17 protein-coding genes and 5 pseudogenes are annotated in these 24,475 nt (G+C 58.0%); 17 read left to right on the forward strand and 5 right to left on the reverse strand.

Going from position 1 to position 24,475, the window contains the following annotated elements; genetic code table 11:
* Positions 1 to 246: 246 nt before the first annotated feature.
* The 3 genes and pseudogenes from IQ26_RS28900 (at position 247) to IQ26_RS28910 (ending at position 4,273) form a co-directional block, all read left to right on the forward strand.
* Positions 247 to 2,685, forward strand: coding sequence for a GcvT family protein (locus IQ26_RS28900; protein WP_145721759.1), 2,439 nt, complete (start codon positions 247 to 249; stop codon positions 2,683 to 2,685).
* 123 nt (positions 2,686 to 2,808) lie between these two features.
* A pseudogene (locus tag IQ26_RS41635) lies at positions 2,809 to 3,389 on the forward strand (dimethylsulfonioproprionate lyase family protein).
* Between the two features lie 67 nt (positions 3,390 to 3,456).
* Positions 3,457 to 4,273, forward strand: a pseudogene (locus tag IQ26_RS28910) (GlxA family transcriptional regulator).
* A 342-nt stretch (positions 4,274 to 4,615) separates the two neighbouring features.
* Here the strand turns inward: IQ26_RS28910 and IQ26_RS28920 are convergent.
* Together IQ26_RS28920 and IQ26_RS28925 are read right to left on the reverse strand one after the other, a co-directional pair.
* Positions 4,616 to 4,774 (reverse strand): annotated as a pseudogene (locus IQ26_RS28920) (IS66 family transposase zinc-finger binding domain-containing protein); the annotation flags it as partial.
* A gap of 161 nt (positions 4,775 to 4,935) precedes the next feature.
* Entirely contained in the window at positions 4,936 to 6,006 is a 1,071-nt protein-coding gene (locus IQ26_RS28925; RefSeq protein WP_208760233.1) for a GlxA family transcriptional regulator, read from the reverse strand.
* A gap of 98 nt (positions 6,007 to 6,104) precedes the next feature.
* Here IQ26_RS28925 and IQ26_RS28930 point away from each other — a divergent pair, with 98 nt between their 5' ends.
* Positions 6,105 to 7,127 carry a GlxA family transcriptional regulator gene (locus IQ26_RS28930; protein ID WP_162458102.1) on the forward strand — a complete coding sequence of 341 codons (1,023 nt, stop codon included), beginning with the start codon at positions 6,105 to 6,107 and terminating at the stop codon, positions 7,125 to 7,127.
* A gap of 371 nt (positions 7,128 to 7,498) precedes the next feature.
* Here IQ26_RS28930 and IQ26_RS40650 read toward each other — a convergent pair whose 3' ends face one another.
* A complete protein-coding gene (locus tag IQ26_RS40650; protein ID WP_240547284.1) occupies positions 7,499 to 7,618 on the reverse strand; it encodes an ABC transporter substrate-binding protein in 120 nt (39 codons plus the stop codon).
* A gap of 194 nt (positions 7,619 to 7,812) precedes the next feature.
* Between IQ26_RS40650 and IQ26_RS28940 the strand changes: the two genes are divergently transcribed.
* The 7 genes and pseudogenes from IQ26_RS28940 to IQ26_RS41640 form a co-directional block, all read left to right on the forward strand.
* The gene (locus IQ26_RS28940) at positions 7,813 to 8,529 is read left to right on the forward strand and encodes a GntR family transcriptional regulator (RefSeq protein ID WP_145721761.1); all 717 of its coding nucleotides are present in this window, start codon (positions 7,813 to 7,815) and stop codon (positions 8,527 to 8,529) included.
* A gap of 1,082 nt (positions 8,530 to 9,611) precedes the next feature.
* Positions 9,612 to 11,663 carry an acetate--CoA ligase family protein gene (locus IQ26_RS28950; protein WP_145721762.1) on the forward strand — a complete coding sequence of 684 codons (2,052 nt, stop codon included), beginning with the start codon at positions 9,612 to 9,614 and terminating at the stop codon, positions 11,661 to 11,663.
* Positions 11,664 to 11,665: 2 nt separating this feature from the next.
* A complete protein-coding gene (locus IQ26_RS28955; protein WP_145721763.1) occupies positions 11,666 to 12,442 on the forward strand; it encodes an enoyl-CoA hydratase-related protein in 777 nt (258 codons plus the stop codon).
* Between the two features lie 304 nt (positions 12,443 to 12,746).
* Positions 12,747 to 13,910, forward strand: coding sequence for an acyl-CoA dehydrogenase family protein (locus tag IQ26_RS28960; RefSeq protein ID WP_145721764.1), 1,164 nt, complete (start codon positions 12,747 to 12,749; stop codon positions 13,908 to 13,910).
* Between the two features lie 505 nt (positions 13,911 to 14,415).
* Entirely contained in the window at positions 14,416 to 15,408 is a 993-nt protein-coding gene (locus tag IQ26_RS28965) for a 3-hydroxyacyl-CoA dehydrogenase NAD-binding domain-containing protein (protein ID WP_145721765.1), read from the forward strand.
* A gap of 601 nt (positions 15,409 to 16,009) precedes the next feature.
* Positions 16,010 to 16,848, forward strand: a pseudogene (locus tag IQ26_RS40015) (tyrosine-type recombinase/integrase); the annotation flags it as partial.
* Positions 16,836 to 17,122 (forward strand): annotated as a pseudogene (locus IQ26_RS41640) (transposase); the annotation flags it as partial. The pseudogenes IQ26_RS40015 and IQ26_RS41640, both read left to right, overlap by 13 nt.
* Positions 17,123 to 17,767: 645 nt before the next feature.
* On the opposite strand, the gene IQ26_RS40020 reads toward IQ26_RS41640, so the two are convergent.
* Positions 17,768 to 17,926 (reverse strand): hypothetical protein, encoded by a 159-nt coding sequence (locus IQ26_RS40020; RefSeq protein WP_208760234.1) that lies wholly within the window; start codon positions 17,924 to 17,926, stop codon positions 17,768 to 17,770.
* Between the two features lie 23 nt (positions 17,927 to 17,949).
* On the opposite strand from IQ26_RS40020, the gene IQ26_RS41645 reads away from it, so the two are divergent.
* The 5 genes from IQ26_RS41645 (at position 17,950) to IQ26_RS41650 (ending at position 21,320) form a co-directional block, all read left to right on the forward strand.
* Complete coding sequence (locus IQ26_RS41645) at positions 17,950 to 18,336, forward strand: hypothetical protein (RefSeq protein WP_208760235.1); 387 nt, start codon at positions 17,950 to 17,952, stop codon at positions 18,334 to 18,336.
* Between the two features lie 247 nt (positions 18,337 to 18,583).
* Positions 18,584 to 19,210, forward strand: a complete 627-nt coding sequence (locus IQ26_RS28995; protein ID WP_145721767.1) for a TetR/AcrR family transcriptional regulator — start codon at positions 18,584 to 18,586, stop codon at positions 19,208 to 19,210.
* 239 nt (positions 19,211 to 19,449) lie between these two features.
* Positions 19,450 to 20,121 (forward strand): TetR family transcriptional regulator, encoded by a 672-nt coding sequence (locus tag IQ26_RS29000; RefSeq protein ID WP_145721768.1) that lies wholly within the window; start codon positions 19,450 to 19,452, stop codon positions 20,119 to 20,121.
* Between the two features lie 206 nt (positions 20,122 to 20,327).
* Positions 20,328 to 21,153, forward strand: a protein-coding gene (locus tag IQ26_RS29005) for an IS5 family transposase (protein ID WP_240547285.1) whose coding sequence is annotated in 2 segments (ribosomal slippage) — positions 20,328 to 20,795 and positions 20,797 to 21,153 — 825 coding nt in all. Because the reading frame shifts where the segments join, the coding sequence is not laid out codon by codon here.
* A 53-nt stretch (positions 21,154 to 21,206) separates the two neighbouring features.
* Entirely contained in the window at positions 21,207 to 21,320 is a 114-nt protein-coding gene (locus tag IQ26_RS41650; RefSeq protein ID WP_322791167.1) for a transposase, read from the forward strand.
* Here the strand turns inward: IQ26_RS41650 and IQ26_RS40670 are convergent.
* Positions 21,310 to 21,702, reverse strand: coding sequence for a hypothetical protein (locus IQ26_RS40670; protein WP_240547286.1), 393 nt, complete (start codon positions 21,700 to 21,702; stop codon positions 21,310 to 21,312). The genes IQ26_RS41650 and IQ26_RS40670 overlap by 11 nt on opposite strands.
* Before the next feature lie 1,810 nt (positions 21,703 to 23,512).
* On the opposite strand from IQ26_RS40670, the gene IQ26_RS29015 reads away from it, so the two are divergent.
* Entirely contained in the window at positions 23,513 to 24,277 is a 765-nt protein-coding gene (locus IQ26_RS29015) for a class II aldolase/adducin family protein (protein WP_145721769.1), read from the forward strand.
* The last annotated feature ends 198 nt before the right edge of the window (positions 24,278 to 24,475 follow it).

Here is a 24,475-nt window from a genome sequence, read left to right on the forward strand (position 1 = left end):
CATATGCGATCTTTTATCTACGAAGACGCAGTCGCAGGAGGCCAAATCGGTGGTGGACTGGATGGTCGCCGAGGGGGCTGCCTTGCGGGCCGGACCGGAGGACGAGCGGGTATAAGTTCAGTTTATGAGGATCATCATAATTATTGCGATTTACGCGGACCTCCAAAGTCTCTGAATACTCCGCGCACGAAAGAGCCGGTGAAGCGGCTTTTGCGAAACCACACCGTCAATACAGCAGGTAGACCTATGACAACCGAAAAGACGCTTCCATCACACGCCCGTGCCGTCGTCATCGGTGGCGGAGTCGTCGGATGCTCGATCTTGTTCCACCTCGCGAAGTTCGGCTGGAAGGAGAGCGTGCTTCTCGAGCGCGACGAGTTGACTAGTGGCTCCAGCTGGCACGCGGCCGGGCAGATACACACGATCAGTTCCGATCCGAATATCAGCCGTCTCCAAGGCTACACCATCAACCTCTACAAGGAGATCGAGGAGACCTCCGGCCAGTCGGTGGGCCTTCATTCCACGGGAGGCTTCTACCTGGCTTCCAACAAGACATGGTATGACTACCTCAAGCGCGAACGCTCGAAGGCCCGCTACATGGGTCTGGACCAGGAATTCATCAGCCTGAAAGAAGTCGCCGAACGGCATCCTCTCATCGACTCAAGCCATTACCTAGCGGCTCTTTGGGACCCGCTCGACGGCGACATCGATCCTTCAGGGGTCTGCTACGCCTATGCGAAGTCTGCCCGGGTCCACGGCGCTCAGTATTTCACGCACACGCCCGTCACCGAGACACGGCAGCGCAAAGACGGAACCTGGGACGTGGTGACGGCGAAGGGCACGATCAACGCGGAGCATGTTGTAAACGCGGCGGGTCTCTGGGCTCGGGAGGCAGGCAAGCTGGCGGGCATCACCGTTCCGGTTCAGCCGATGGAACACCACTACCTCATCACCGAAGACATTCCGCAGATCGAAGAGCGCATGGCATCGGGCCAGCGTCTGCCGGGCGGCATCGACTACGAGGCCAACATCTATTTCCGTCAGGAGCGCAACGGCATGCTTCTCGGCACTTACGAGCCCAAGTCCACCCCGTGGAAGGTCTCGGGAACGCCGATGGACTTCGGCCATGAATTGCTAAATCCCGATCTTGAGCGCATCACCGACCGCCTGGAGCTCGCGTTCGAACGCATTCCCGCCCTCGGCCGGGCGGGCATCAAGACAATCGTGAACGGACCCTTCACCTTCGGTCCGGACGGCAATCCAATGATCGGCCCGGTTCCCGGCCTCACGAACTACTGGGCGGCAGTCGGCGTCATGGCGGGTTTCTGCCAGGGCGGCGGCGTCGGGCGCTCAATTGCAGAGTGGATGATCGAAGGCGAACCCTCTATCGACGTCTGGGCAATGGACATCGCCCGCTTCGGAAACCACGCGACCGCCGATTGGGGAACAGTCAAATCCGCGGAGAACTACGAGCGTCGCTTCGTCATGACGTTCCCGAACGAAACGCTCCCCAAGGGCCGGAAGCAGAAGACCACCCCGCTCTACGACCGTTTGGTGGCCAAGGGAGCTGTGATGGGCGTCAGCTTCGGTCTCGAGCACGTCCTATGGTTCGCGAACGATCCGTCGGACGCTCACGAGGAGTCTTCCTTCGACCGCAACAGAAGCCACGAATACGTGGCGCGCGAGATCGAGAGCGTGCGCACGGGCGTGGGCGCGGTCGAAATCGCCAACTACTCCAAGCACGAATTCGTCGGCCCCGGCGCGAGGCAATACCTCGACCGCGTGCTGGCGGCGAAGCTGCCTAAACCGGGCCGCATCGCCCTCACGCCGATGTTGTCGCCTAAGGGCAAGCTGTACGGCGATCTGACGGTGGCTTGCCTGTCGGACGAACACTTCATGCTCTTCGGTTCCGGTGCCGCGCAGGAGATGCATAGTCGCTGGTTCGAAAAGCACCTGCCCGAGGAGGGAGTGCGCTATGCCAACCGTTCGGACGACTTCCACGGGATCGCGATCTCGGGACCCAAGTCGCGCGAGCTTCTGTCCCGGATCACTCGCGAGGATGTCGGCGCGGACGCGTTCGAGTTCCGCGACATCCGGCAATGCGTGGTCGGCGACGTTCCGGTCATCCTGTCGCGCCTGTCGTTCTCCGGGGAGCTTGGCTACGAAATCTACTGCCGTCCCCAGTTCCTGCTCCGCTTGTTCGAGGCCATCGAAGGCGCGGGCAGTGACCTTGGACTTCGGCTGTACGGTGCGCGGGCGTTGATGTCGATGCGGCTGGAGAAGAACTGGGGCGTGTGGACTCTGGATTACCGCCCTGACTTCAATGCGTCGGAAGCCGGCATGGAAGGATTCATCAACTGGCAGAAAGACTTCGTCGGCAAGGAGGCCGCGCTGGCGATCCGCTCGACTGGTGCCCGCCGCAAGCTGGTCGGGTTGACGATCGACGTCGACGGCCGCGACGTCGTGGGAGACGAAGCGCTTCTGAAGGACGGCTGTGCCGTTGGATACGTCTCTTCGGGTGGCTACGGCCACAGGGTGAACAAGTCCCTGGCCATGGGATATGTACCGTCCGAGTTAGCGACAGAAGGTGCAGTCCTCGAGGTCGAAATAGGCGGCCAGAAGTATCCGGCAGTAGTTGCCATCCAGCCGCTCTACGACCCAACTGGGGCCCTCATGCGCTCCTGAACCTGTTCAGTTCCCGCTCGTCCGGGTTCCTCCCAGCTACCGGCGGGCATTCTTGCTGGCATTGTTCGCAATGCCAGCTTTTTTTTAACCATCCAATGAGGTGCCCGTGAGCCGTAGCCAAAGCTGAAAGACTTCCTCGACGCCGCACTCCTCGCGTCCAAAAAGGCGATATCCGATATGCGATCACAAGAGTCCGTGGCGCGGATTTCGGCTCGGCTGGAGGTGCCGGGCGTCGAGCACGATTCACCTGGACGCCGAGTACCTGTCTGCGATGAATATCTCGACGAAACTCCAAGAATCGCCACCGCCGAGGTTTCGCTGATCGGCTTGGCCGCCCGATCCCGAGACATCGAGCTACGTCTCCAGTGGCAAACGCGAACTTCCTACGATGATTCCACTAGCAGCAATTTCGTCCGTCGGCCACGCGAACGCGACGATCGTCGGAAAGGGCGGCTTGGAAGTGCGCTACGATGAGTGGCTAGGCGTCTCCCTAATGCCCCCTCATGTACGTTACACCACCTAGTCATCCACCGGAAGAGGAGTACCTCGTCCTCTCAGAGGGCGGGTTCATGCAGGAGGGCAGATGGTTCGCGCCCGGTGGCGGCTCCTTCTACAACCCTCCCGGAACCAGGCATGCTATGCGATCTAATAATGCCCCGCTCCTGGCATTCTGGGCGCTGCTTCCCGAAGCGCATCTCGACTGAGAAGACAATCTTGCCGCGCCAGTTTCTACCAGGTTTCAACGCATCGCCAACCGCAGCGGCGGGCGTAGTGCTACTTCCCACTAGCGCAGCTATTCTCAAAATAGGGCTTGTGGTTGCGAAGTCCTTCACTCTCTCCCCGTTCGCACTTTTTGTCGACACGTTGAGACTTGCGAGCGATTAAGGCGACCGTTCCGGTAGAGCATTCGCGGACTGGCAGGTTCTCGCCAGCTCGAGGAACTCGATCAAGTCGAGCTGCGGCATTCAGGTCTCGCCGACGCCCGAGCTGGGCGATCCCGAACTCTTCGACTACATCGTCGTAGTCGGCGGGCTGCTGGGCGACGGTGACCTGATCGACGATAAGACAATCGCATTCCTTCCAAGTCGGTCGCAAGATCGTGCTATCGGGCTGTGCACGGGAACATTCATCCTAGCGGAGCTTGGCCTGATGAAGGGCCATGAGACCTGTGTCAGTTGGCTGCACCATGACGAATTGGTCCTGCAGATCGAAAAGCCCGGTCGCCTTTGGATATTCAGCCGAGCGGCCGTTAGAAATCGAGTCCACCGATCCCAAGGTCAAAGCTGCTCTGATATTGATGGAAACCCATACCGAGAACACGCTCGACATTCCGAGTCTCGCCGCGTCGGTCGGCATCTCCCGCAGACAACTGGAGCGGCTGTTCACCAACCACGCGAAAGCCTCCCCCGCGACGATTTACAAGAGGGTGAGGCTTGAACGCGCCAAGCTCTTGCTGAAGCGGACGAACGCCCCTCCCATCGACATCGGGGTCGAAGTGGGCTTCGAGAACTCGTCTCATTTTAGCCGGTCGTTCAAACAGGCTTTCGGCAAGACGCCGACGGAATGGCGAACAGCGGCGGAGGCGTAGGAGTCAGGCGACCACCCGCGCCCTATCTCAACATCAAAAGCTGGAGACGGCTACTCGACCTCGACAACCCCAACCACGGCCTGCTGCTGCCGATCCTGATCTACTGCGTCGACAAGAAGGGCAGGCCAGTCCTCGGCAAGCCCAGGCCGGGGCCCGAGACCGCGCATTTCATCGAGCACGAGGCGTACAAAGATATCGCCTCGTCATTCCCGCCCTCCGCGAACTCCATTACGTCACCCGTTATGACGACCCGGAGTGATCGGCGGCGGCGCGCCGACCAACGGCTGATGTACTATAGGCGCACCAGACGATTTCGGGAAAGGTGCCTCGGCGCATCTTATTGAACTTCTCGCGCACGGTCTGGATCACCTTCCACTGGAGCGGGATAACTTCCAGCGTCTCGGTGACGTCCTCGCCAAGCTTGGCCAGCTTAACCGAAGCGCAGCACGGGCAGTTGAACGGTGCGGCGATGACGTTCTGCTAACGCGGCAGATTCTCGGAACCTGGTGTGTGGACCGGCTTGGCTTCGGCCAATGTCTAGGGGCCGATGAAGAGGTGGAAGCGCGCGAAAATCCATCGGGGCTCGCGGCGAAGACGTTGTCCAGCCGCCGGTAGAGCAAGGCACCCAAAACTGGTTCCTGCCAGCCATCGCCGGTTCCTAGCTATTCTCGCCCCGTGCGCCTGCGATGCAGGGACAGCGATTCTGGGTCCTGAGACGACCTGAACTCTTGAGGTGCCCGCGAGTAATAAAGGCGAAGGACGCGGCTGAGGTGCGAGCCGTCGCAGAAGCCGCATTCCAAAGCGATGGAAGAAATTGGCCTGTCGGTTTTCAGCAAAAGATGCCGAGCGTGATCGAGGCGTATCTGGGTGTAGACCGCCTGCGGCGAAGTATTAAGTTCGGCCCGGAAGCGGCGCTCGATCAGCCGCTTGCTCATATTGAGCTTGTCAGCCAACCGGGCAATTGTCAGCGGGACATCAAGGTGGTTTTGCATGAGTATCACGGCCCGCTTCAGGACTTCATCACGAACTACAAACTCGAGGCGTCCGGAAGGCTGGGCCGTCTCACCCTTGGCCGCCTCGTTGAACATCATGATCCGCAAGCTTTTGGCGGCCAAGGCTTTACCGAGGTGACGGTCGACGAGAAAGGCTGCAAGATGGGCGGCGCTCGCGCCGCCTGAACAGGTCAGCCGGTCTCGATCGACAACGAAAATCTGGTCGGAAACGGGTTGGAGACCGTCGAATAGCCGCAGGAAATCAGAGTTGTGGAACCAGCTGACGCAACACTTGTAGCCGTGCATGAGGCCGGCACGATGCAAGATGAATGAGCCGGTGCACAGCCCCACGAGTGGTACGCCCGCTTCGGCAGCGTGCCGCAGATGGTCGTCGTACCGAGTGTCGGCGAGGAGGCTTTCCTCTTCGAGGACTCCGCCAACGACCACCAGGTAGTCAAAACGGCTCAGATCTCCGATCCGTTCATGGGGAGAGATGGCAACGCCGCAGCTGGACAAGATTGGTGACATGTCGGGCGAGATGATCCGCCACTGGCAGTGGATGGGGCGGCTACGGTCCCCGTCGTCGGCAGCTAGGCGAAGCACATCCACAAAATTGGCAAACGCCCCAAGCGTAAACCGGTGGAGCAGCAGGAACCCCACCGAGAGTGGGGCAGGGGCCCGTCCAAGCCTCAGCGTCGGACGCTTGGATGAACCGGGACCGTGTCGCAAATCTACTGTCATGCCGGCGCATTCGTCCTTTCGATAATTTCCCTCGTCGCTCACATGAGGCGCGGGTTGGTTATCCCGCGTCGCTAAGAGAACAAAGCGGAGAGTCTGACATGGTTCACCACTGGTCCAAGGACGCGTGGGCGTCCGTTCCTTCTACTGAGCCGATCATGGTTGCGCTTTACTTGGCACCCGGCTTTGAACTTCTCGCCTTGTCGTCGGTCCTGGACGTCTTCCGCCTTGCCAACCAAGCGGCGAGGCGGGAAGCCTTCCGCTGGCGCACCGTGTCTCACCTGGGTGAAGCGGTGCGAGCCAGCTGCGGCATTGTAGTGGCGGCTGACGCCGACCTCGCCCAGGAACGGAGATACGTTATGCAACCCGAACGCCCTGTCTTGGCTCTGGTGTGCGGCGATGAGCCTGATGAAGGCCGCGAGACCAAAGTGCTCAGCGCATGGTTGCGCGAATGCCGGCAACGCAGGATCGGGACAGGCGGTTTTGGAAGCGGGGTTGCCGCTTTGGCCAAGGCTGGCTTGCTCAACGACCGCAGGTGCGCCGTTCATTGGGAGGCGATGCCGGCGTTCAAGGAAAGGTTCATGCGCACTGATGCGGCCGCCACCGTCTACGAAGTCGACAATGACATCTGGAGCTGCGCCGGCGGCACGGCTTCCTTCGATATGATGATCGAGCTTGTGAAACAATATTGCGGAGAGCCTATCGCGGTGAGTGTCGGTGAATTGGCCGTGGCGGGCCGTGTTCGTATGGGCGATGAGCGCCAGCGGCTGCCGCTTTTACGCCAGCATGGCAGGCTCAACCCGACGGTCGTCAAACTCATTGAGTTGATGGAGAGGAATCTGGATGCCTCGCTTACGATGGCGGATCTGGCAGCGGCGGCGGGGCTGTCGAGACGGCAGGTCGAACGTCTGTTCCGCGCTGACCTGGGACGCTCGCCGTGCCGTTATTTCCGCGAATTGCGATTGGAGCATGCGAAGCTCCTCCTTGCCCAGTCTGCGCTGCCGGTCCTGGAAATTGCAATTGCTTGCGGCTTCATATCTGCATCGCACTTTTCGAAGTGTTTCCGAGAGACGCACCAGATAGCGCCTCGTGAGGCCCGGACTCTTCCCGCCGAACGGCTTTGAACGTGTCAACGCAACGGCCTGCGGGTAAGTGAGATCACATCTGACACGCCAGCGCGCCTTCTCGTCGGCGACACGATCGCCCTGAAGGAACCGCCGGCATTAAGACGTATCAGTCGAAACGGTGAGGCGCGCCGACGCCATTATTCTGTATTCGCTATTGGCTCAGTTCGTCGCTTCGACGCCCATGCCGCCGCCGATGCAGAGCATGGCAAGGCCTTTCTTGGCGCCACCGCTCCGGGAAAAGCGCCGTCAGCGGTTAGCAACACGATGGGCGTAACCGTCATGACCTGATTCTTTTTTGTATGCCGTTGCTTGTTCTGGATCATACCGACGCTGCGGAATGGAAGGATCAAAGAGCGGATAACTCGCGTTCACCGCATATCATTGCCGACGCTGCCAAAGCCACGAAGTACCTTATCCACGATCCCATCCCGGTCGATCGCGAGCTTGACTGCAATACGAAGGTCCTCATTGTCGAAGGGAGTATCCATATTGCATGACAATGATGCGTGATCTCAGATCACATAAAAGCGTCGTGCTTGTCAACGGTGAAAAGGTCTGCAATGAGAGATCGGTCCTCCGGGACGGCGGCGCACTCTTTGTGCGCGACGCCAACTGACAAGTCAGAGAGCCGCAGTCGCTCGAAAGAGTGCATTGCGAAAAGCTGCAGCCGACGGAGGATTAGATGCCAAGCCGCGCACTTGAGGGACTGACGCTTCTCAGCATCAGTTCGCTGGATCGGTCCACACTCAACGATCGTGTGTATGATGATCTTCGGCAAATGATCATAGCGGGTCGGCTGCGACCAGGGCAGGTGATCTCAATACGCTCCCTTGCAGAAGTCCTAGGGGTCAGCTCGATGCCTGTGCGTGGCGCCCTACAGCGGCTGGTCGCTGAGGGTGCAATAGAGAGTAGAGCTAATCGAACGTTTGCGCTTCCGGTTCTGAACCCGCAGTCATTGATGGAGATAGCGCACATTCGGAGTGAGCTCGAAGGTATGGCTGTTGAAGCCGCTGTCGGAAATCTCGATGAAACAGATTTCAAATATCTCACAGATATCAACCATCAGATGTTTGATGGTACACCTGATTGGACAAATTACTTGGAATTGAACAGAATATTCCATTTTCATATATATAGGAAGGCGGGCATGCCGAGACTGCTTCGGCTGATCGAAGGTATGTGGCTTCAGATTGGACCACTTTTAAATTTTGTGGCGACTAGTTCGGCCTTGGCGGGTGGAAGTGAGACTCATCGGGATCTTGTAAGGGCGCTGGCTGAGAAGGACGCTCGAGGGGCTCGTGTCACTATCCAGCGAGATATCTTGGTGGCTGCGCGCCAGATCGTCGTCACGCTGACAGAGCAACGAGATGGAAGTGATCGCGCCGTCGCGGAAAGATAGCTGAGCCACGCAGTAGGTGGCACGCCCGCCTCAGGGTTATACTCCGCGGAGGTCTGGAAGGCGCAGGCTAGGTGCCTTAAAAGAAATGGCCCGTTCTCCTTCGGCACCGTTGCGTGGCAATAGCTCGCGCCAGTGATCGTGGCCAAGCTGCCGACGACAATTCATTTGTCCAAAAGACATAATGCCAGTTCTAAACATTGTGAGCCAGAATTCACTGCTTGACCAATAACACGAGAGCCCCTAACGTGATCTGGGATCACAGCGCTTCGCGCTAGCGTCGTATATCTTGGACAGGGTGATCCCGCGCTGCTTCTAGACAATCTAAACGGTGCGCGAGAGGTTCAGTTGCCGGGATTGCGAGGCGATGAGCCATGCGCATTTGAAGCGACTGCTCCGGCGATCCAGTCGAGCATCACAGCCGCCAGCAACTTGGGGCCGAGGAAGCCGCGCGGCGTCACACGGAAGGGTGCGGGCGGAGAGACGATCGATTTGTCGAGACAGACGCTGGTCGATCAGGTCGGCCACGTCAGCACCGCCGTCAAACTTTTCGAGGTCCAACGGCTTCATGGTACGCCCTGTCGTAGATTGCCCCTTCGCCAGGACCGGGATCGTCGTGTCGTACGCACTGGACCCAAGTACAGGTCGACAAGCCGTTGGTGAACCCGAACCACCGCCCGCGGTCTTTTATGCACGAAGCGCTCCACGGCCGCCGTCGTCGCCTCGATCTCGCCGAAATACCGGACCTCTCCATCCCGTCCGCCTTCGGCGGCCGCTATCGCGTGCTTGGCTTTCGACACATCGACACCGACGTAAAAAACGTTATCTTCTGTCACGGCCCGTCCTTCCTTTGCTTGGGGCTCGGCTCGGGCACTCCCGAGCAACCCCCGTTTGCTTACAGCTGCAAAGACTAAGGGCGGGCCACCGCTCACACCACGGTCATAACGTCTAAACCGGACATATCCGGTGCTACCGACATCCACGTCGACGCCGGCTGTCGACGCCGGCTTGACTCGGCCCAACGCCTTGATATAATAATGACGATAATAAAAAGAACTAGGCGGCTTGGATATAGGGGCAGCTGAATGAGAACAGATCTGGGCCGCCTGATCTCACCGAAGTCCGTCGCCATCCTGGGTGGGCGATGGGCGGATCTGGTCGCAGACCGCTGTGAAGAATTCGGATTTCAAGGTCCGGTGTACAGGGTGCATCCAAAAAGAGCCGCAGGAGGCCAAGAGGGCTACTGGCCCTCGCTAAAGGCACTTCCAACGGTACCCGATTGTACTTTTTTGGGCATAAACCGCGACGCGACTCTCGAGGCAGTGCAGGAACTTCGGGAACTTGGTGCCGGCGGGGCAATTTGCTTGGCCTCCGGATTTTCGGAGCGCCCGGGCTTTGATGGCGTTGACTACAATAGCAGGTTGCTGAAGGCTGCTGGAGGTCTTCCGGTTCTCGGTCCCAACTGCTTAGGAATGGTGAACTTCTTCGATCGCGTATCACTATTTCCAGAGCCTGTTGTTGCGCGGTCGGTGGAGCGTGGCGTTTGTGTCATTGCCCAGTCGGGTACCGTCGCCTGCGATGTGCTCTTTGCCAAGCGGCATCTGCCGATTGGATACGTTTTCTCAACTGGAAACCAATCGTCCGTAACCTCAATTGATATCGGCTATGCCGCACTGAACGATCCGAGGGTAACTGCCATAGGCATGTACCTTGAATCAGTTGGAGATTCGGCGGCATTTCGAGATTTCGCATGCGCCGCCCGGGACAAAAAGGTTCCCATTGTGATGATCAAGGCCGGCCGCTCGGAGGTCGCCCGCAGCATTACTCTCAGCCATACCGGCGCTATGGCGGGCAGCGAGAAGTATTTTGATGCATTTCTGCAGCGGCTCGGTGTCGGGCGATGTGACACCCTCGCCGAGTTCGTTGAGACTTTGAAGCTGCTCCATGTGCACGGCCCATTCAGCGAAAACCGCCTGGCAATTTCCGCAGGATCGGGAGGCGACATGGCGATCGCCTCTGACCTGCTTCAGGGGCTTGATGTGCAGCTTCCGAAGGTCCGGGCCGAGACTAGGGATGAGCTCGGGAAAATTCTAGGGGGCCACGTTGCGGTCGGTAATCCTTTCGATTTCCAGACGGGCATTTGGCACGACGAGCCTACACTTTGCCAGATGTTCTCCGCGGTCCAGGACGGCGAGGCGGATCTTTACGGATTCTTTGTAGATCACCCAACCGGGGAATCTGAGGCACATATCGATAAGGTTCCCGTAAGAGCGTTTATCGCCGCCACACGGGCAACCGGAAGCAAGGGTTTTATCGCCAGCACGCTGTCAGAATCGACACCCGCGTCGATTGCTGAGTTGGCGATAGATTCCGGGGTGGCTCCAATGCAGGGGATGTTGGAGACGTTTCGGGCGTTCGAGGTCGCCGCTCAAATCGGTTCATCGTGGGCCAACTTCCAGCCACCACGCCTTGCGCAACGTGCGTACGCGACCGCATTTCGCAACGTCAGCGAATTCGATGCGAAGAAGATGCTGTCATCGGCCGGGATAAAGACACCCAAATCCATTCGGGTCATTGGCAAGGATGCACCCGGGGCGGCAGAGGTGATTGGCTATCCGGTCGTGATGAAAATATCGTCTGAGCTGTGCCAGCACAAGACGGAGGTTAGTGGTGTTTCACTGAACATCGACACGCGCGAGAAGGCGATCAAGGAAGCGACACGACTTGGACGAATTACAGATGAAATTTTAGTCGAAGAAATGATTGTAGATGGCGTCGCGGAGTTTATTATAGGCGCCAATGTTGACACAGAATTCGGCCCGGTCGTTTTGATTGGAGCTGGCGGCGTACTTGCCGAACTTATCGAAGATTCGGTTGTTCTCCTACCTCCGTTCTCCAGGGACGACGTCCTGAGCGCGTTGAAAACGTTGCGGTCCTTCCGTCTCTTATTGGGATACCGGCAGCGACCAATTGGAGACGTAGAGGCTTTGATCTCAGCCGTCATGTCGCTCGCAGAACTGGCGCAGGACCCGACACTTGGCATTGTTGAGCTTGAAATCAATCCAATTATTGTCCGCGCGCAAGGTCTTGGGGCAGTCGCTGTGGACTGCCTCATTCGAAAAAATGGGGAGGAGTAAAGATGGAAGGACCTCTGAGGATTGAGCGGCGTGGCGCCGTTCTTGAAATCGTATTGGACCGGCCGAAAGCAAATGCTATCGATGCCGCTACTTCGCGATTAATGGGAGAGACTTTCCGAGATTTCCGCGACGACAACACTTTGAAGGTCGCGATACTCACTGGAGCCGGGGATAAATTCTTTTGCGCTGGCTGGGATCTGAAAGCTGCCGCAGCTGGCGAGCCGGCCGATTCCGATGTTGGGGTGGGAGGTTGGGCAGGGGCTATCGAGCTACCCAATCTCAACAAACCCGTCATCTGCGCAATTAATGGCATTTGCGTCGGTGGTGGGCTTGAGGCAGCTTTAGCTGCTGACATCATATTGGCAGCGGAGCACACATACTTCTCGCTCCCGGAAATCAACATTGGCGTTGTGCCAAACATCGCAGTCGTTGCTTTGCCGCGTCGGATCCCGCGCCAAGTTGCTCTGGAGTTCATGTTAACGGGTCGCAGGATGGAAGCGCTGGAGGCACTGCGCTGGGGCTTGGTCAATGAAGTTTTACCTCTCGAAGACTTGATGCCGAGAGCGCGCGAGCTGGCAGCTCTGCTGGCAGACGGGCCACCACTGGTGTTTGCGGCAATCAAGGACATGATGCGTCGTACTGAGGGATTGCCAGAGCAGGCGGCACTGGAGCATGGCCGGGCTTTGGCGTCGGCTCAGAAGTGCTTTAATTCAGAGGATCAACTAGAAGGGGCTCGCGCGTTTGTCGAACGGCGGAAGCCTGTCTGGAAGGGCGTATAGCTTGCTATCCCTTCGGCATTTGAGGGTTATGAGGGAGACCCTGCCACCCTCTATGAATCGGAAAGTTTTCTTCACTGTGCTGACAAGCGGGGGTGGACACTGCATCGTTGTTCGGGAGCCTTCCGAGTTCGCCGAGCGGTTTTGCGGAGGCCTCCATCGAGGCCGCCGGGGCAGCCGCGATTGCTCACGTCTACGATAGATATAACAAAAATTGACGAAACGATCGCGATGCTAAGCTGGCGCGGTCCAGGCAGATCTCGTCATCGTTGTCCCCGACCAACGCATACAACCAGGAAGACAAGTTATGAATTTCAACCTGACCGAAGAACAGAAAATGCTCGCCGATACTGCAAGGGAGTTTTGCGAGAAGGAATTGATCCCGCACGAGGCGCTGTTGGAGCGTACCAGTGAACTTCCACGCGAGCTTGAACTGGATATTCGCCATAAAGCGATCGAAGCAGGGCTCCACGCCTGCAACATGCCCGAAGAGGTGGGTGGCATCGGGCTTGACTGCGTCTCGTACACGCTGGTTGAGAAAGGGCTGGCCCGAGCTTCCCAGGCATTGGCGTCGTGCGTGCTTCGGCCGAGCAATATTCTGGCGGCTTGCCGGGATCAGCAAATCCCTCACTTTCTCGAACCCGTGATGCGTGGCGAGAAACGTGATTGCATCGCGATGACGGAACCTGACGCAGGATCCGATCTTAAGGGAATGAAGACCCGGGCTGTCAAGGACGGCTCAGACTGGATGATCAACGGCACAAAGCACTTTATCACCAACGCCCAGATCTCCGATTTTGTGGTTCTGTTCGCGGCAACGGGGGAGACGGCGACTGCGGCAGGTCCGCGTAAGAGGATTTCTTGTTTTCTTGTCGATCTAGACACCCCTGGTTTGGAGGTCCTTAAGGGCTACGAACATATGGGCCATCGGGGTTCCTACAACAACATCCTACATTTCAATGACGTGCGAGTCGGGGACTGGCAGATGTTGGGCGCGGAAGGCGAGGGCTTTGCTGTCGTCAACGAATGGCTCGGCCCGGGGCGTCTCAGCGTCGCGGCTGTCTGTCAGGCGCGGGCAGAGCGCGCCTTTGAGGTTGCGGTCGACTATGCGGCACAGCGCAAGCAGTTCGGCCAACCCATCTGGAAATTTCAGGGCATCGGCTTCCCCTTGGCTGACATGGCAATCGACATCCGACTCGGTGAGCTCTTGCTCATGAATACAGCTTGGAGGGTCGACCAGAAGCTGCCCTCTGCGGCAGAGGATTGCGCCATGGCCAAAGTCTGGTGTTCTGAGATGTTGGCTCGCGTAGCCGACCAGGCAATCCAGACCTGCGGCGGGATGGGTTTGATGGCCGATCTACCGCTGGAGCGCATCTATCGCGATGCGCGGGTGGAGCGCATTTGGGAGGGTACATCTGAAATCCAACGTCTGATCATCAGTCGCCAGTTGATGCGCCACAGCGGCGCCTAATTGTTCCCGAGATGAATTTACCGACATTTGTGCTACAAGTAAGGTGGCGCAAATCTTGATCCGCCTGCCACGGCTAAGCGGTTGGGATCGCCTGTCCGAAGTGGCCCGGATTTGAGTTGTTGTATTGGCCTCATCGAGAGCCCCTCCGTCCGGGCCTACACCGGTTGGAACCAAGAAGGGGAGCCTGAGCAGCGATGACATGATCGAGACGCGTGGGCATTCTCCTGGGGCTTCAACAGAGAGGCGGTTTGATGGCCTCGCCGACCGGCGGGGCGGCACCCATGTGTTTGAGCCTGCCCGCAAGTCGGAGTGATAGATCGCCATTTTTTGCTTAGCCTATTTACGCAAGGACGGTTATATATCTTCTGTTACAAAAAATTTGCAAAGGAAACGGACTAATCGAGATGTGGTCATCACCTGCGCGGAGTATTGTAGAGAAAAAAGAGGGCCGCCCCCTGCTGCCCCGTTTTGTATCGCTTACCGTCAAATGGTCATAGGAGAAGATATGCGTAAGGTACGTACCCTTGGGTTGCTTGGTACTGGCGTAATCGGTGGCGGATGGGCTGCGCGTGCATTGCACTGTGGTGTCGACGTGATCGCCGCTGACGTTGATCCGAAAATGGAGAAGCGGATTCGAGAGACCGTCGAAATTGCGATGCCACAATTGCAGGCGCTGACTGCTGGAATGCCTATGCCGGCGCGGGGCAAACTCACATTCACCCTGGACCCAGCAGAGATGGCGGCCAAGGCCGATTTCATCCAGGAGAATGTGCCCGAGTCTCTCGAACTCAAACTACGGGTATTGGAGCCCATCTCCAAAGTGGCTGACCCTGACGTAGTTATATCCTCCAGCACTTCGGGATTCATGCCAAGCGAATTGCACACTGGCCTATCGAATCCGGAGCGAATAATTGTCGGTCACCCATTCAATCCCGTTTACCTGTGTCCTTTGGTTGAGGTCGTTGGAAACAGCCAAACGAGTCCGGACGCGAAGGAGGCAGCCGCTGAATTTTACCGATCGATTGGAATGCACGTCCTGATGCTAAGGCGTGAGGTCTCTGGTCATCTCACGGATAGACTTCAGGAGGCCATGTGGCGTGAGATTCTTCACGCCCTCAACGATGATATCGCGACTACCGGTGAACTGGACGAAAGCATCGTATACGGCCCTGGCTTGCGCTGGGCGATCATGGGCATGAGCCAGCTCTACATGCTTTCGGGCGGAGAAGGGGGCGCCGAACATTTCTGGAAACAATTCGGACCGTCTGTTGATTGGCCTTGGTCACACAACACGGCCCCGACTTTGACACAAGAGATCATGGATCGGTTCACGAAAGGTACCGCGGACCAGGCGGCGGGAAGATCTGTTAGGGAACAGGAGATGGCCCGAGACGAGTGTCTCGTGGCCATTCAGAGAGTATTGGCAAAATACAACATGGGAGCTGGGAAAACTTTAAACGAGTTTGAAGCGCGAATGCGCGTAGTGACTGCAGGTTAGTTCCCGTATTACGCTTTCGCCGCCAATAATTTCGTCTGTATCATTCAAGCCTACGCAGTTTACTTTTTGTAGTCATGAGTTCAGGCTGTGTCGGAACAGATAAACCCCTTTAGACAGAGTCCGATCCTTTGGAGCCCAAGATAATCTGTATGCGGAGGAGTCAGGGTCGTAGGACGTGCTGATCTGCTCTTGTAGATCCATGATGCAACAATAATAGCGCATAATAACGCCGCCACGGGAATCTGGCGGGGCGGGCTCGATCATGTGTAACTTGCACTGGAGCGCGACCGTGGACGCACCACTCTCGCGCTCCAGCTCACTGTTGAACGTTTCTTGCTACATACTTGTCTTACCAAGAAAGCAAATTGACCGCTATCAGCCTCCAGCTATACGCGGGGATCCCGTCGGATGCTACGTAGCAAGTCTACCTGAGCGGCGGCTCCGATTTGCGTTGAATGCACGCGCGAGCTTAGAGCGTGTCGCGTTTTAAGCGATTGAACGAAGCCGCTGACGCGCATTTGGCGGGTCTGTTTGCGGTTGAAGCTTCTGTTTCGAAGGATCGCGGCTGTTGAAGCGCAATCTTTGCAACAGGAACAATGAGATGGCCGAGTTGAGCCCGCTTCGCCGGCGCATGATCGAGGACATGACGATCCGCAATCTGTCGCCGGCCACGCAACGATCCTATGTGCACGCGGCGGTGAAGTTCTCCCGCTATTTCGGCCGATCCCCTGACCGGCTTGGCCTTGAGGATGTCCGCGCTTTCCAGGTGCATCGGTCTCGACTGGGATCTCGTGGCCGGCGCTGAACCAGACGGTGTGTGCACTGCGGCCTTCTACGGCGTGACGCTCGGCCATGCCGAGATTCCAGAACGGATCGTCTATGCCCGCGCGCCGCGCACGCCGCCGGGGGTTCTTGGCACCGACGAGGTTGTCCGCTTTCTTGAGGCGGTGCCGAGCCTGAAGACACGCACGGCGCTGACGACGGCCTTATGCCGCAGGCCTTCGCGCTTCGGAGACCGTCGGGCTGAAGGTCGGCGATATCGACAGCGAACGCGGCGTCATCCGGGTCGAACACGGCAAGGGCGGCAGGGGCGGCAAGGACCGCACCGTGATGCTGTCGGAGCAGCTTCTGCGCATCCTGCGGGTCTAGTGGCGGCTAGCCAAACCGAAGGAATGGCTGTTTCGCGGCCGGGAGGCAAATCGCCCCATCGACGTGCAGGTACTGTATTCGGCCTGCCGCTCGGCGCGGGCTGCCGCCGGCATCGACAAGCGTGTGACGGTCCACACGCTCAGGCACAGCTTCGCCACGCATTTGCTGGAGAACGGCACCGACATTCGCATTATCCAGGTGCTGCTCGGCCACAACAATCTGTCCTCGACGGCACGCTATACCAAGGTCTCGAACAGCCTCATCCGGCGCACGACAAGCCCGCTCGACCGCTGTCGCTCCTGTTTCGCCGGCTCTTTCTGGAGGAGCTGCGAGCGGCCCATGGTGGCGGGCGGCTGGGCTTCTTTGGCGATCTCGCCCACCTGGCAAAGCCTGATGCCTTCGCCCGCTTGCTCGCCGACCCCGCAGCCGGGAATGGGTCGTCTACGCCAAGCCGCCTTTCGGTGTTCCAAAGCAGGTATTGGCCTATCTCGGCCGCTACACCCACCGCCTCGCCATCGCCAATTCCCGGTTGATCGGCATGGAGGACGATCGCATCGCATCGCGCTGCCAAGCTCGACTTGTGCCGGAGGCTGTTGGCCAAACCGCGGGAACACGACCTCCAAGCGGTTGCCGAACGCGCCCGCGCCGAGCCCCTTGCGGCAGCGCACCGCTGCCAGATGGCGAGCGTGATCATCCGGAATACGGAGCATGGTAGTGAGGGCATGCGCCGCGCGTTCATGGGGCTCGGCGGCGCTGGGGCCGGACCGGCAACTCTTGGTCCATCCTAGAGAGGGATGCAGCCAGGCCGCCAATGGGACGCATGGCAATCCGACTGACGACATCCGCCACCAAGATCCCTGCCTCCACAATGGCATCCTCCGCCGCCGCCATTGCGTACCCAGAACCCTTCATCGCCCCGGCGAAGACGATCCCGATCACTGCTGCGGGCCACAATCCCCATAGAGCCTGACCAACCCTCGCTTCCGTTCAATCCGGCTTGCAATGAGGTCCGACGATGCGCTTGACCGCCCGGTCGTGATGCGGACCTCACAGAAGCCTCCAGATTCCTATTGATTTGAGTTCATGATTCATAGCGGCTGAGGGGCGACCGCGATGGGCAAACCGCTTACCACTTGAGTTGCCTAGGCGTGTTGCCGCGTATGTCGATGAGGGACATGGTCACCGCGAAGCCGCGCGCCATTTGAGCGTCTCACCTCGCTTTGTACACAATCTGATCAAACTGCGCAGGCAGACCGGTTCGCTTGAAGCGCGCCGCCAGGGCCATGCGGGTGGCGGCAGGCTTGAGCAGCATGCTGACGTTGTGCGCTTGCGATTGGCCGAGGTCGGTGAACTGACCCTGGATGAGCATTGTGTCGGACTGGAGGGAGCGGGGTGAACGCGCACCGCTCCAATGCCGAGCGTCTGCTCAACCGCTTGGGGCGGCTGTGGATGGGCCCCGCGAAAACGGGCGATGAAGGTCTGCGCCTGGCACTTGCCGAATGGCGCATGCGTCCTGAATTGCTCACCCTTCGGCGCCCAGCCGGTGCGCTTGGTCAGCTTCGTATTGGTCGACGATCGATGAAGATCAGCCGCGTCAATGCCTTGTTGAAGAAGCGATGCCATGGCCTTGTCGCACCGTGGATCGTCAACGCGCCGATAAATGCAGCCATCTTCCAACGCTATGTCGAAACGCAACTTGCTCCCGAACTAGCGCCAGGCGATGTCGTTTTTTCTGCAGAAGCGGACGGAGGCGCCATCTTTCAACTCTTTTCGAGATAAGTTCACGCACTGTCCAAGAATTACGGGATTTCTGTAGGTTTGATCGGGATCTCGACCGCTTTCGCTTTGTAGAATTGGGTCGACCGCGCCAAAATAATCATCAGAAGTTGTAGATAACTTCTTCACGGAGATCGTTGATCAGCACGACCTTGCTGTTTCATAACTTCGGAACAGGGTTCTCCTGTGGCAGGGACATCGTTCCCATGGGCGGTTGTGGGACCTGCCACTACCATGTAGATCAAGAATCATGCCGAAGGTAGTCGACCATGATCTACGACGTGAACAACTTGCCGCGAGCGCTTGCGAGGCTATCGCGGAGTGGGGTCTGGACAAAGTCAAGCTCGTGAAAGTGGCACGGTCGGCCGGTTTCACTACCGGTGCTTTGACCCATTATTTTCCTGACAAAGCTTCTCTGCTACTCGCTGCACAGCGCTTTGCAATGAAGAGCATGAGCGTGAGGATTGTCCAGCGGCTGGCGACCAACCCCAAAGACTACTTCTCCGCTTTGTGCGAGGCTCTTCCAATCCACCCAGCCGCGGCCCGCGAGAGCTTGGTTTGGTACTATTTCTGGATGCGCTCCTTAAGTGATCCGATGATTCGCGAAGCGCAGGCGGCCGAGCATGCCGCTTGGCTAGAACAGGTAAAGACCTGTATTGCGGGCCTGAGCCGACGATCTGCCTATCTGAGCCAGCAGGAAATGGAAGATGAGGCGGAAGAACTAATTGCGTTCATTAATGGCATCGCCATCCGCGCGGTCCTGGAACCCAAGGCTTGGCCCGCTCGCCGGCAAATCACTAGCCTCAAGCGCTACTTGACACGAGCCGGGTTGGATCAAAAACCAAGCTCGCGGCCCCTTTCGTCAGGGAGGAATTGACGAGAACCACGGTGACATGGCTCTGCGTCCGACTGGCGCAGTCGAGTGGCAATTCAGTCAAATCGGATTATATATTGACCATTTCGCAATTGCTCGTAAGAGCAGATGGTACAGTGATCCTAGGCACGACTCTAATGGTGCCAAGAACTACCGTTTCGCGGACATCTGGCGCCTCGTGGCGGCAGATGGTCGCGGATGCGAAATCGAGATTTTGCAACTGAGAGGTGAACCGTAAGGCCATGCCAAAGATTATTGATGTTGAGCAGACTCGACTCCGCATCGCCAAGGCAGCATGTAAGGCGATAGCGGGGAAGGGCATTTCCGCAGTCACGATGATTGATATCGCCAATGCCGCTGGCGTAACGACGGGAATGATCACCCATTACTTCGAAAGCAAGGCTGACATTATCGCAGCTGCCCTGCGCATCCCATTTCTTAACTTGGAACGCAAGGTCGCTCATCGGCTCGCAAAAGGTGAGACGGATCTTGCTACCCTGCTTGACGTTGCGCTTCCAGCATCCAGGTCTAACTTTGAGGACAGCCTGATCTGGGTGAATTTCTGGGGGGTAATTGCAGCCGATCCTGAATTTCGTAAGCTCAATACTACGCTGAATCGTGAAGGTGCGAGCATTTTCGCCCACGTCATCCGGTCTGGCTGGCCAGAAAGTACAGAGTGGCCGCAGGAAATATTCGGGACCGCACTACGTTCGATTGTGACATTCCTTTTCGGGCTGAGCGCTGGCGGCGTGACAAATCGCGGCGTTTGGACGGCTGGTGTTCAGCGCTCACAGTTGAAACTACATCTGGGCTTGGTTCGCCATTGGGCGCGACAGCAGGCTCTTCAGGTTAGCGCTGACGAGCATAGCATCGTGACTGAAAACGGCTGGATGACTATGGACCTGCAGAATTGAGAGATAGTGGACCAGGACAACCCAGTACGAATTCAATCATATTCGGCGTTTGGACCCCACCTTCCGGATCAACGCCTGATCATTGATGTTAATCCTCGGTAAAGAGGCTTGGACATATTTCAATGTCAGAGTTGCGCTTAGAGACCGTTTTGAAAATCGCCTGGCTATGGGTTCCGTCTGAGGCTGGGTTATGATTCAAGCTGTGGATGTGGACAGAACAGAGCCGTGGCCGGATGGCCCAGATCGCCAAGAAGACCAAGCGCTACCCGTCTGATTTGACGGACGAGGAGTGGGAGCGGTTCGCACCGCTGATGCCCAAACCTGGGCGTCGCGGCCGTCCGCGCGAGGTTGATTTCCGGGAGGTGGTCAACGCCCTGCGCTACCTGGTCCGCTCCGGTTGCGGTTGGCGGATGCTACCGATCCATTTCGGACCCTGGCAGACCGTCTACGGCTGGTTCCGCGAGTTGGCGCGGCGCTTTCTGTTCCAGACTATCCACGACGTGGCGCTGATGCTGGATCGCGAGCGGGCCGGGCGCGAGGCCAGTCCCACGGCTGGCGTGATCGACAGCCAGTCGATCAAGGCTCCGCAAGCTGAAACAAGGGGTTACGACGCCGGCAAGAAGATTGTCGGCCGCAAGCGACACATCGTCGTCGATACGGATGGGCGGCTGTTGATGGGTCAACCTGACGCCGGCCGATATCTCCGACAGTGCCGGCGCTCAGGCGATCCTGGATGGTATCCGCAAGCGCTGGCCCTGGGTGAAGCATCTGTTCGCCGACGGCGCCTATGACCGGCTGAAGCTCATGGACAAAGCCACCTATCTCGACTTCGTGGTCGAGATCATCCGTCGATCCGACAACCAGAAGGGCTTCCAGATCCTGCCCCGCCGCTGGGTCGTCGAGCGGACCTTCGGCTGGATGACCAGATGGCGACGCCTCGTGCGCGACTACGAGCAGCGCATCGACGTCTCTCACGCCATGATCCTTGTCGCAATGGGCGGCAATCTCATCCGCCGAAACGCTCATCCTTGAATTTCAAAACGGACTCTTATTCCCAAGGATGAGCCGGCAGGCCGCTTGGAGGTATTTCTTGCAATGGCCGTCGTCGCGAATGGAGCGACGATCAGAAGGCGCAGATCTTCGCGGAGAGCTACGAGCCTGGCGTAACTGTTTGCTCCGTCGCGCGCGTCACGGGCTAACGTCGCAGCAATGGTCTACATGGCGACGACTTTCGCGGAAACCGCTTGGTGCTTGCCGTTGCCTGTTCGCGCTAGCGGTTGTCGTGTCGCCTGAGAAGTCAGTCCCGAGGAAGGCGCGACGGGCACGTTCGCCGAGGAAGGCTGCCGTAGATGCTGGCATCGAATTGGAGATTGACGGAGCCAGGTTGCGCATCGCCTCCAGCACTGATGCCGCTACCATTGCCGCCGTCATCCAGGCCTTGAAGGCGCAGTCGTGATCGGCCCGTCCGGTGCTGTAAAGAGTGATGATCGCCATCAAGCCGGTGCACCTCCGTAAAAGCGCGGAAGAGTGCGAGATCGCCGGGGCCGATGAGAGCTTGGCGCTGAGGTCGATCCAGCGCATTGTACGTCTCTGGGGAGCCGCGGTGTGGCGCGACATGCGTTCCGACAAACGGTGCAACCTATGCAAGGCCGTGTCATGGAGACATAGGCCCGTCGCCTGCCCAAGCGTATTGGGACCAGTGGTGGACCATACCAGACTCTCCGTGGTATTCTCTAGCGACGCGGGATAACCAGCCCGCGCCTCATTTGAGCGACGGGGAAAACCGACGAAAGGACGTTTGCGTCGGCATGCCAGTAGATTTGCGAGATGGAGCTTCCTCGACCAAGAACCCCACACAAAGGCTTGAGGTGACCGCGCCCCGCTGTCCGTCGGGTCCCTCTTACGCCATCGGTTTACCCTTGGGGCTTTTGCAAATTTCTTCGATGTGCTGCGCCTTGCTGCAGACGACGGGGACCGGAGCCGCTCGATCCACTTCCAGTGCGTATCGTTTCGTTCGATATGTCGCCGATCCTGTCCAGCTGCGGCGTTGCGATCTCTCCCCATGAAAGAATTGGAGATCTCCGCCGCTTTGACTACGTGGTGTTCTTAAGGAGGAGAGTCTCCTGATGGACACGCGTTTCGACGAACATCTTCGGAACGCTGCCAGTTTCCCGATTTCAGATGCTTCCAAGAGGGGCCGGTCACGGAAGGCCCGCCGGAGGTCTCAACGAATGCCCCCTGAAGCCGTGGGCTGTTGGCGACAGGCCGCATACTCAAATGGCTTTCCCCTTGGGGTAAATCGCGATTTTCAACGTAAGCTGGTTCCTGGGATGCCGTCCGCAACATCGGCGCGCGCTTTTTCCCCGACTGGGGCCGTCCGTTCCTTCTACCGAGCCGATTACGGTCGCACTTTATTTAGCGCCCGGCTTCGAACTCCTCGCCTTGTCGTCGGCCCTGGACGTCTTGCGCCTTGCTAACAAGGTAGCCGGGCGGGAAGCCTTTCGCGTTATTCCCTCAAGTGCGAGGCTTGGCATCTAATCCTCCGTTGGCTGCGCAGCAGATTTTCGGAATGCATTCTTTCGAGCTACTGCGGCTCTGAGTTTTCAGTTGGCGTCGCGGCACAGAGACGTGCGGCGCCGTCCCGGAGGACCAATCTCTCATTGCAGATCTTTTCACCATTGACAGGGACGATGGCTTGGTGTGATCTGAGATCACGCCTGAGTTTGCCCGGACAGCAGTATCGGGTGCCGGTAGTCTGGAAAATGGCACGACTGGGAGGATCGCAAAAGGTTAGTTCGCCACTAACGGCCAGTTAGTCAGAAGGCTGTCGGACTGTACTTAAATGTAAGGCGACGGTACCCTCCCGACGTACGCTTACGTTGACCCGCTGTTGTCCGGTTTGTTGCGTCCGCGACAGGGTGATGTTCGGCCGGATGCCGCCGCGCTCTCAGTGAAGCCATTGAATAATATGCAGAACAGTTTTTCTGAGGCGCTTCCTGCGCAGTTGGCACGACTCTTGATGTTCTCGTTGTGCGGCGGCACACGCCGCCGACCGGCATCACTCATTCATCCTCTTATTTGAGCTCTAGGAAAGGAGACAACAATGAAGGCGGATATGTCAGCTTATGGTGTGACCGAATTAGAGCGCGTTTGGAAATTCTGCTCCGACGGGACCATCTGATAGCGTTTTCTGCGCTTCCGGTGCTCACGGACCCAAATGTCCGCTGCGCTCCGGTTCTCGAAACCACCACCATATGACTCGCCGGAGCGACTTTCGAAACAGGCTTTAAGAATGCGCTGGTTTGTCCGCGCGGCTGTATCTTCGGTCGATGTATTGCGCTTCACCCAACGATAAAAATGTAAGGCTCCAAGAGAAACGAGAGGCACAAAAATGTTGAATAGGACGCAAGAACCCTCAAACGTAGACAATCAACGTCGGCTGGATGCTCGAATTGACCTGGCCGCGGCGCACCGCCAAGCCGTTAAGGACGGGTTCGTCGAAGGTATCGACAATCATTTTACGCTCATGGTGCCCGGCTGCACTGATCGTTTCTACCTGAATGCGTTTGGCCTACACTGGTCAGAGGTGAAAGCGTCCAATCTGATCGAGGTGTCGCTGGACGGTGAGGTCGTGAATGGCCAAGGTGATGCGAACCTCTCAGCAGTCTGCATCCATGCACCGATGCATCGGCGCGGGATTGCCTGCGTCCTCCACACGCACATGCCATTTACGACCGCGCTGACCCAGCTAGATGATATGAGGCTGGAACCGTCCAGCCAGAACGGTGTGTTTGTGCAGGACCTGATCGCTTACGACGTCGACTATAATGGTTTTGCCACAGCACAGGACGAAGGCGAAAGAATGGCGGATGTGCTTGGCGAAAAGAAAATCCTTTTGCTGGCCAATCACGGCGCTGTCACCACCGGCGCCACCGTAGCGGAAGCATACCATCGGCTTTATTTTCTGGAGCGGGCTTCAATGACCCAGATGATCGCGATGGCTGCAGGAAAACGTCGCATGATTTCGGACGCGGTGCAAAGCAAGATACGGTTCTCGCTAGGGGCTTCGAGTGACGAGGTCAATCGAGAGATTCTTTTGTACTTCAACGCCATGAAGCGCGTGCTCAATGCCGAAGGCTCTGATTACGCGACCTAAGGATGTGGTCGAAACACCTAAACAAGGGCGAGTCCTACCACAGGCTATAAAATTCGCTATCGAGCAAGGCGCCGGGAAGCGGTTTCCCAGTTCAAATTGGAAAGAGACGGCCTTGGCGCTCATTTGACCAACTCCAAGCCCCTAATCTCGCGGGCGATGCCGGCTCGGCAGGTAACACCCGGAGGTCACATGCGATCG

Source organism: Mesorhizobium tianshanense, assembly GCF_007830515.1.
GTDB lineage: Bacteria > Pseudomonadota > Alphaproteobacteria > Rhizobiales > Rhizobiaceae > Mesorhizobium > Mesorhizobium tianshanense.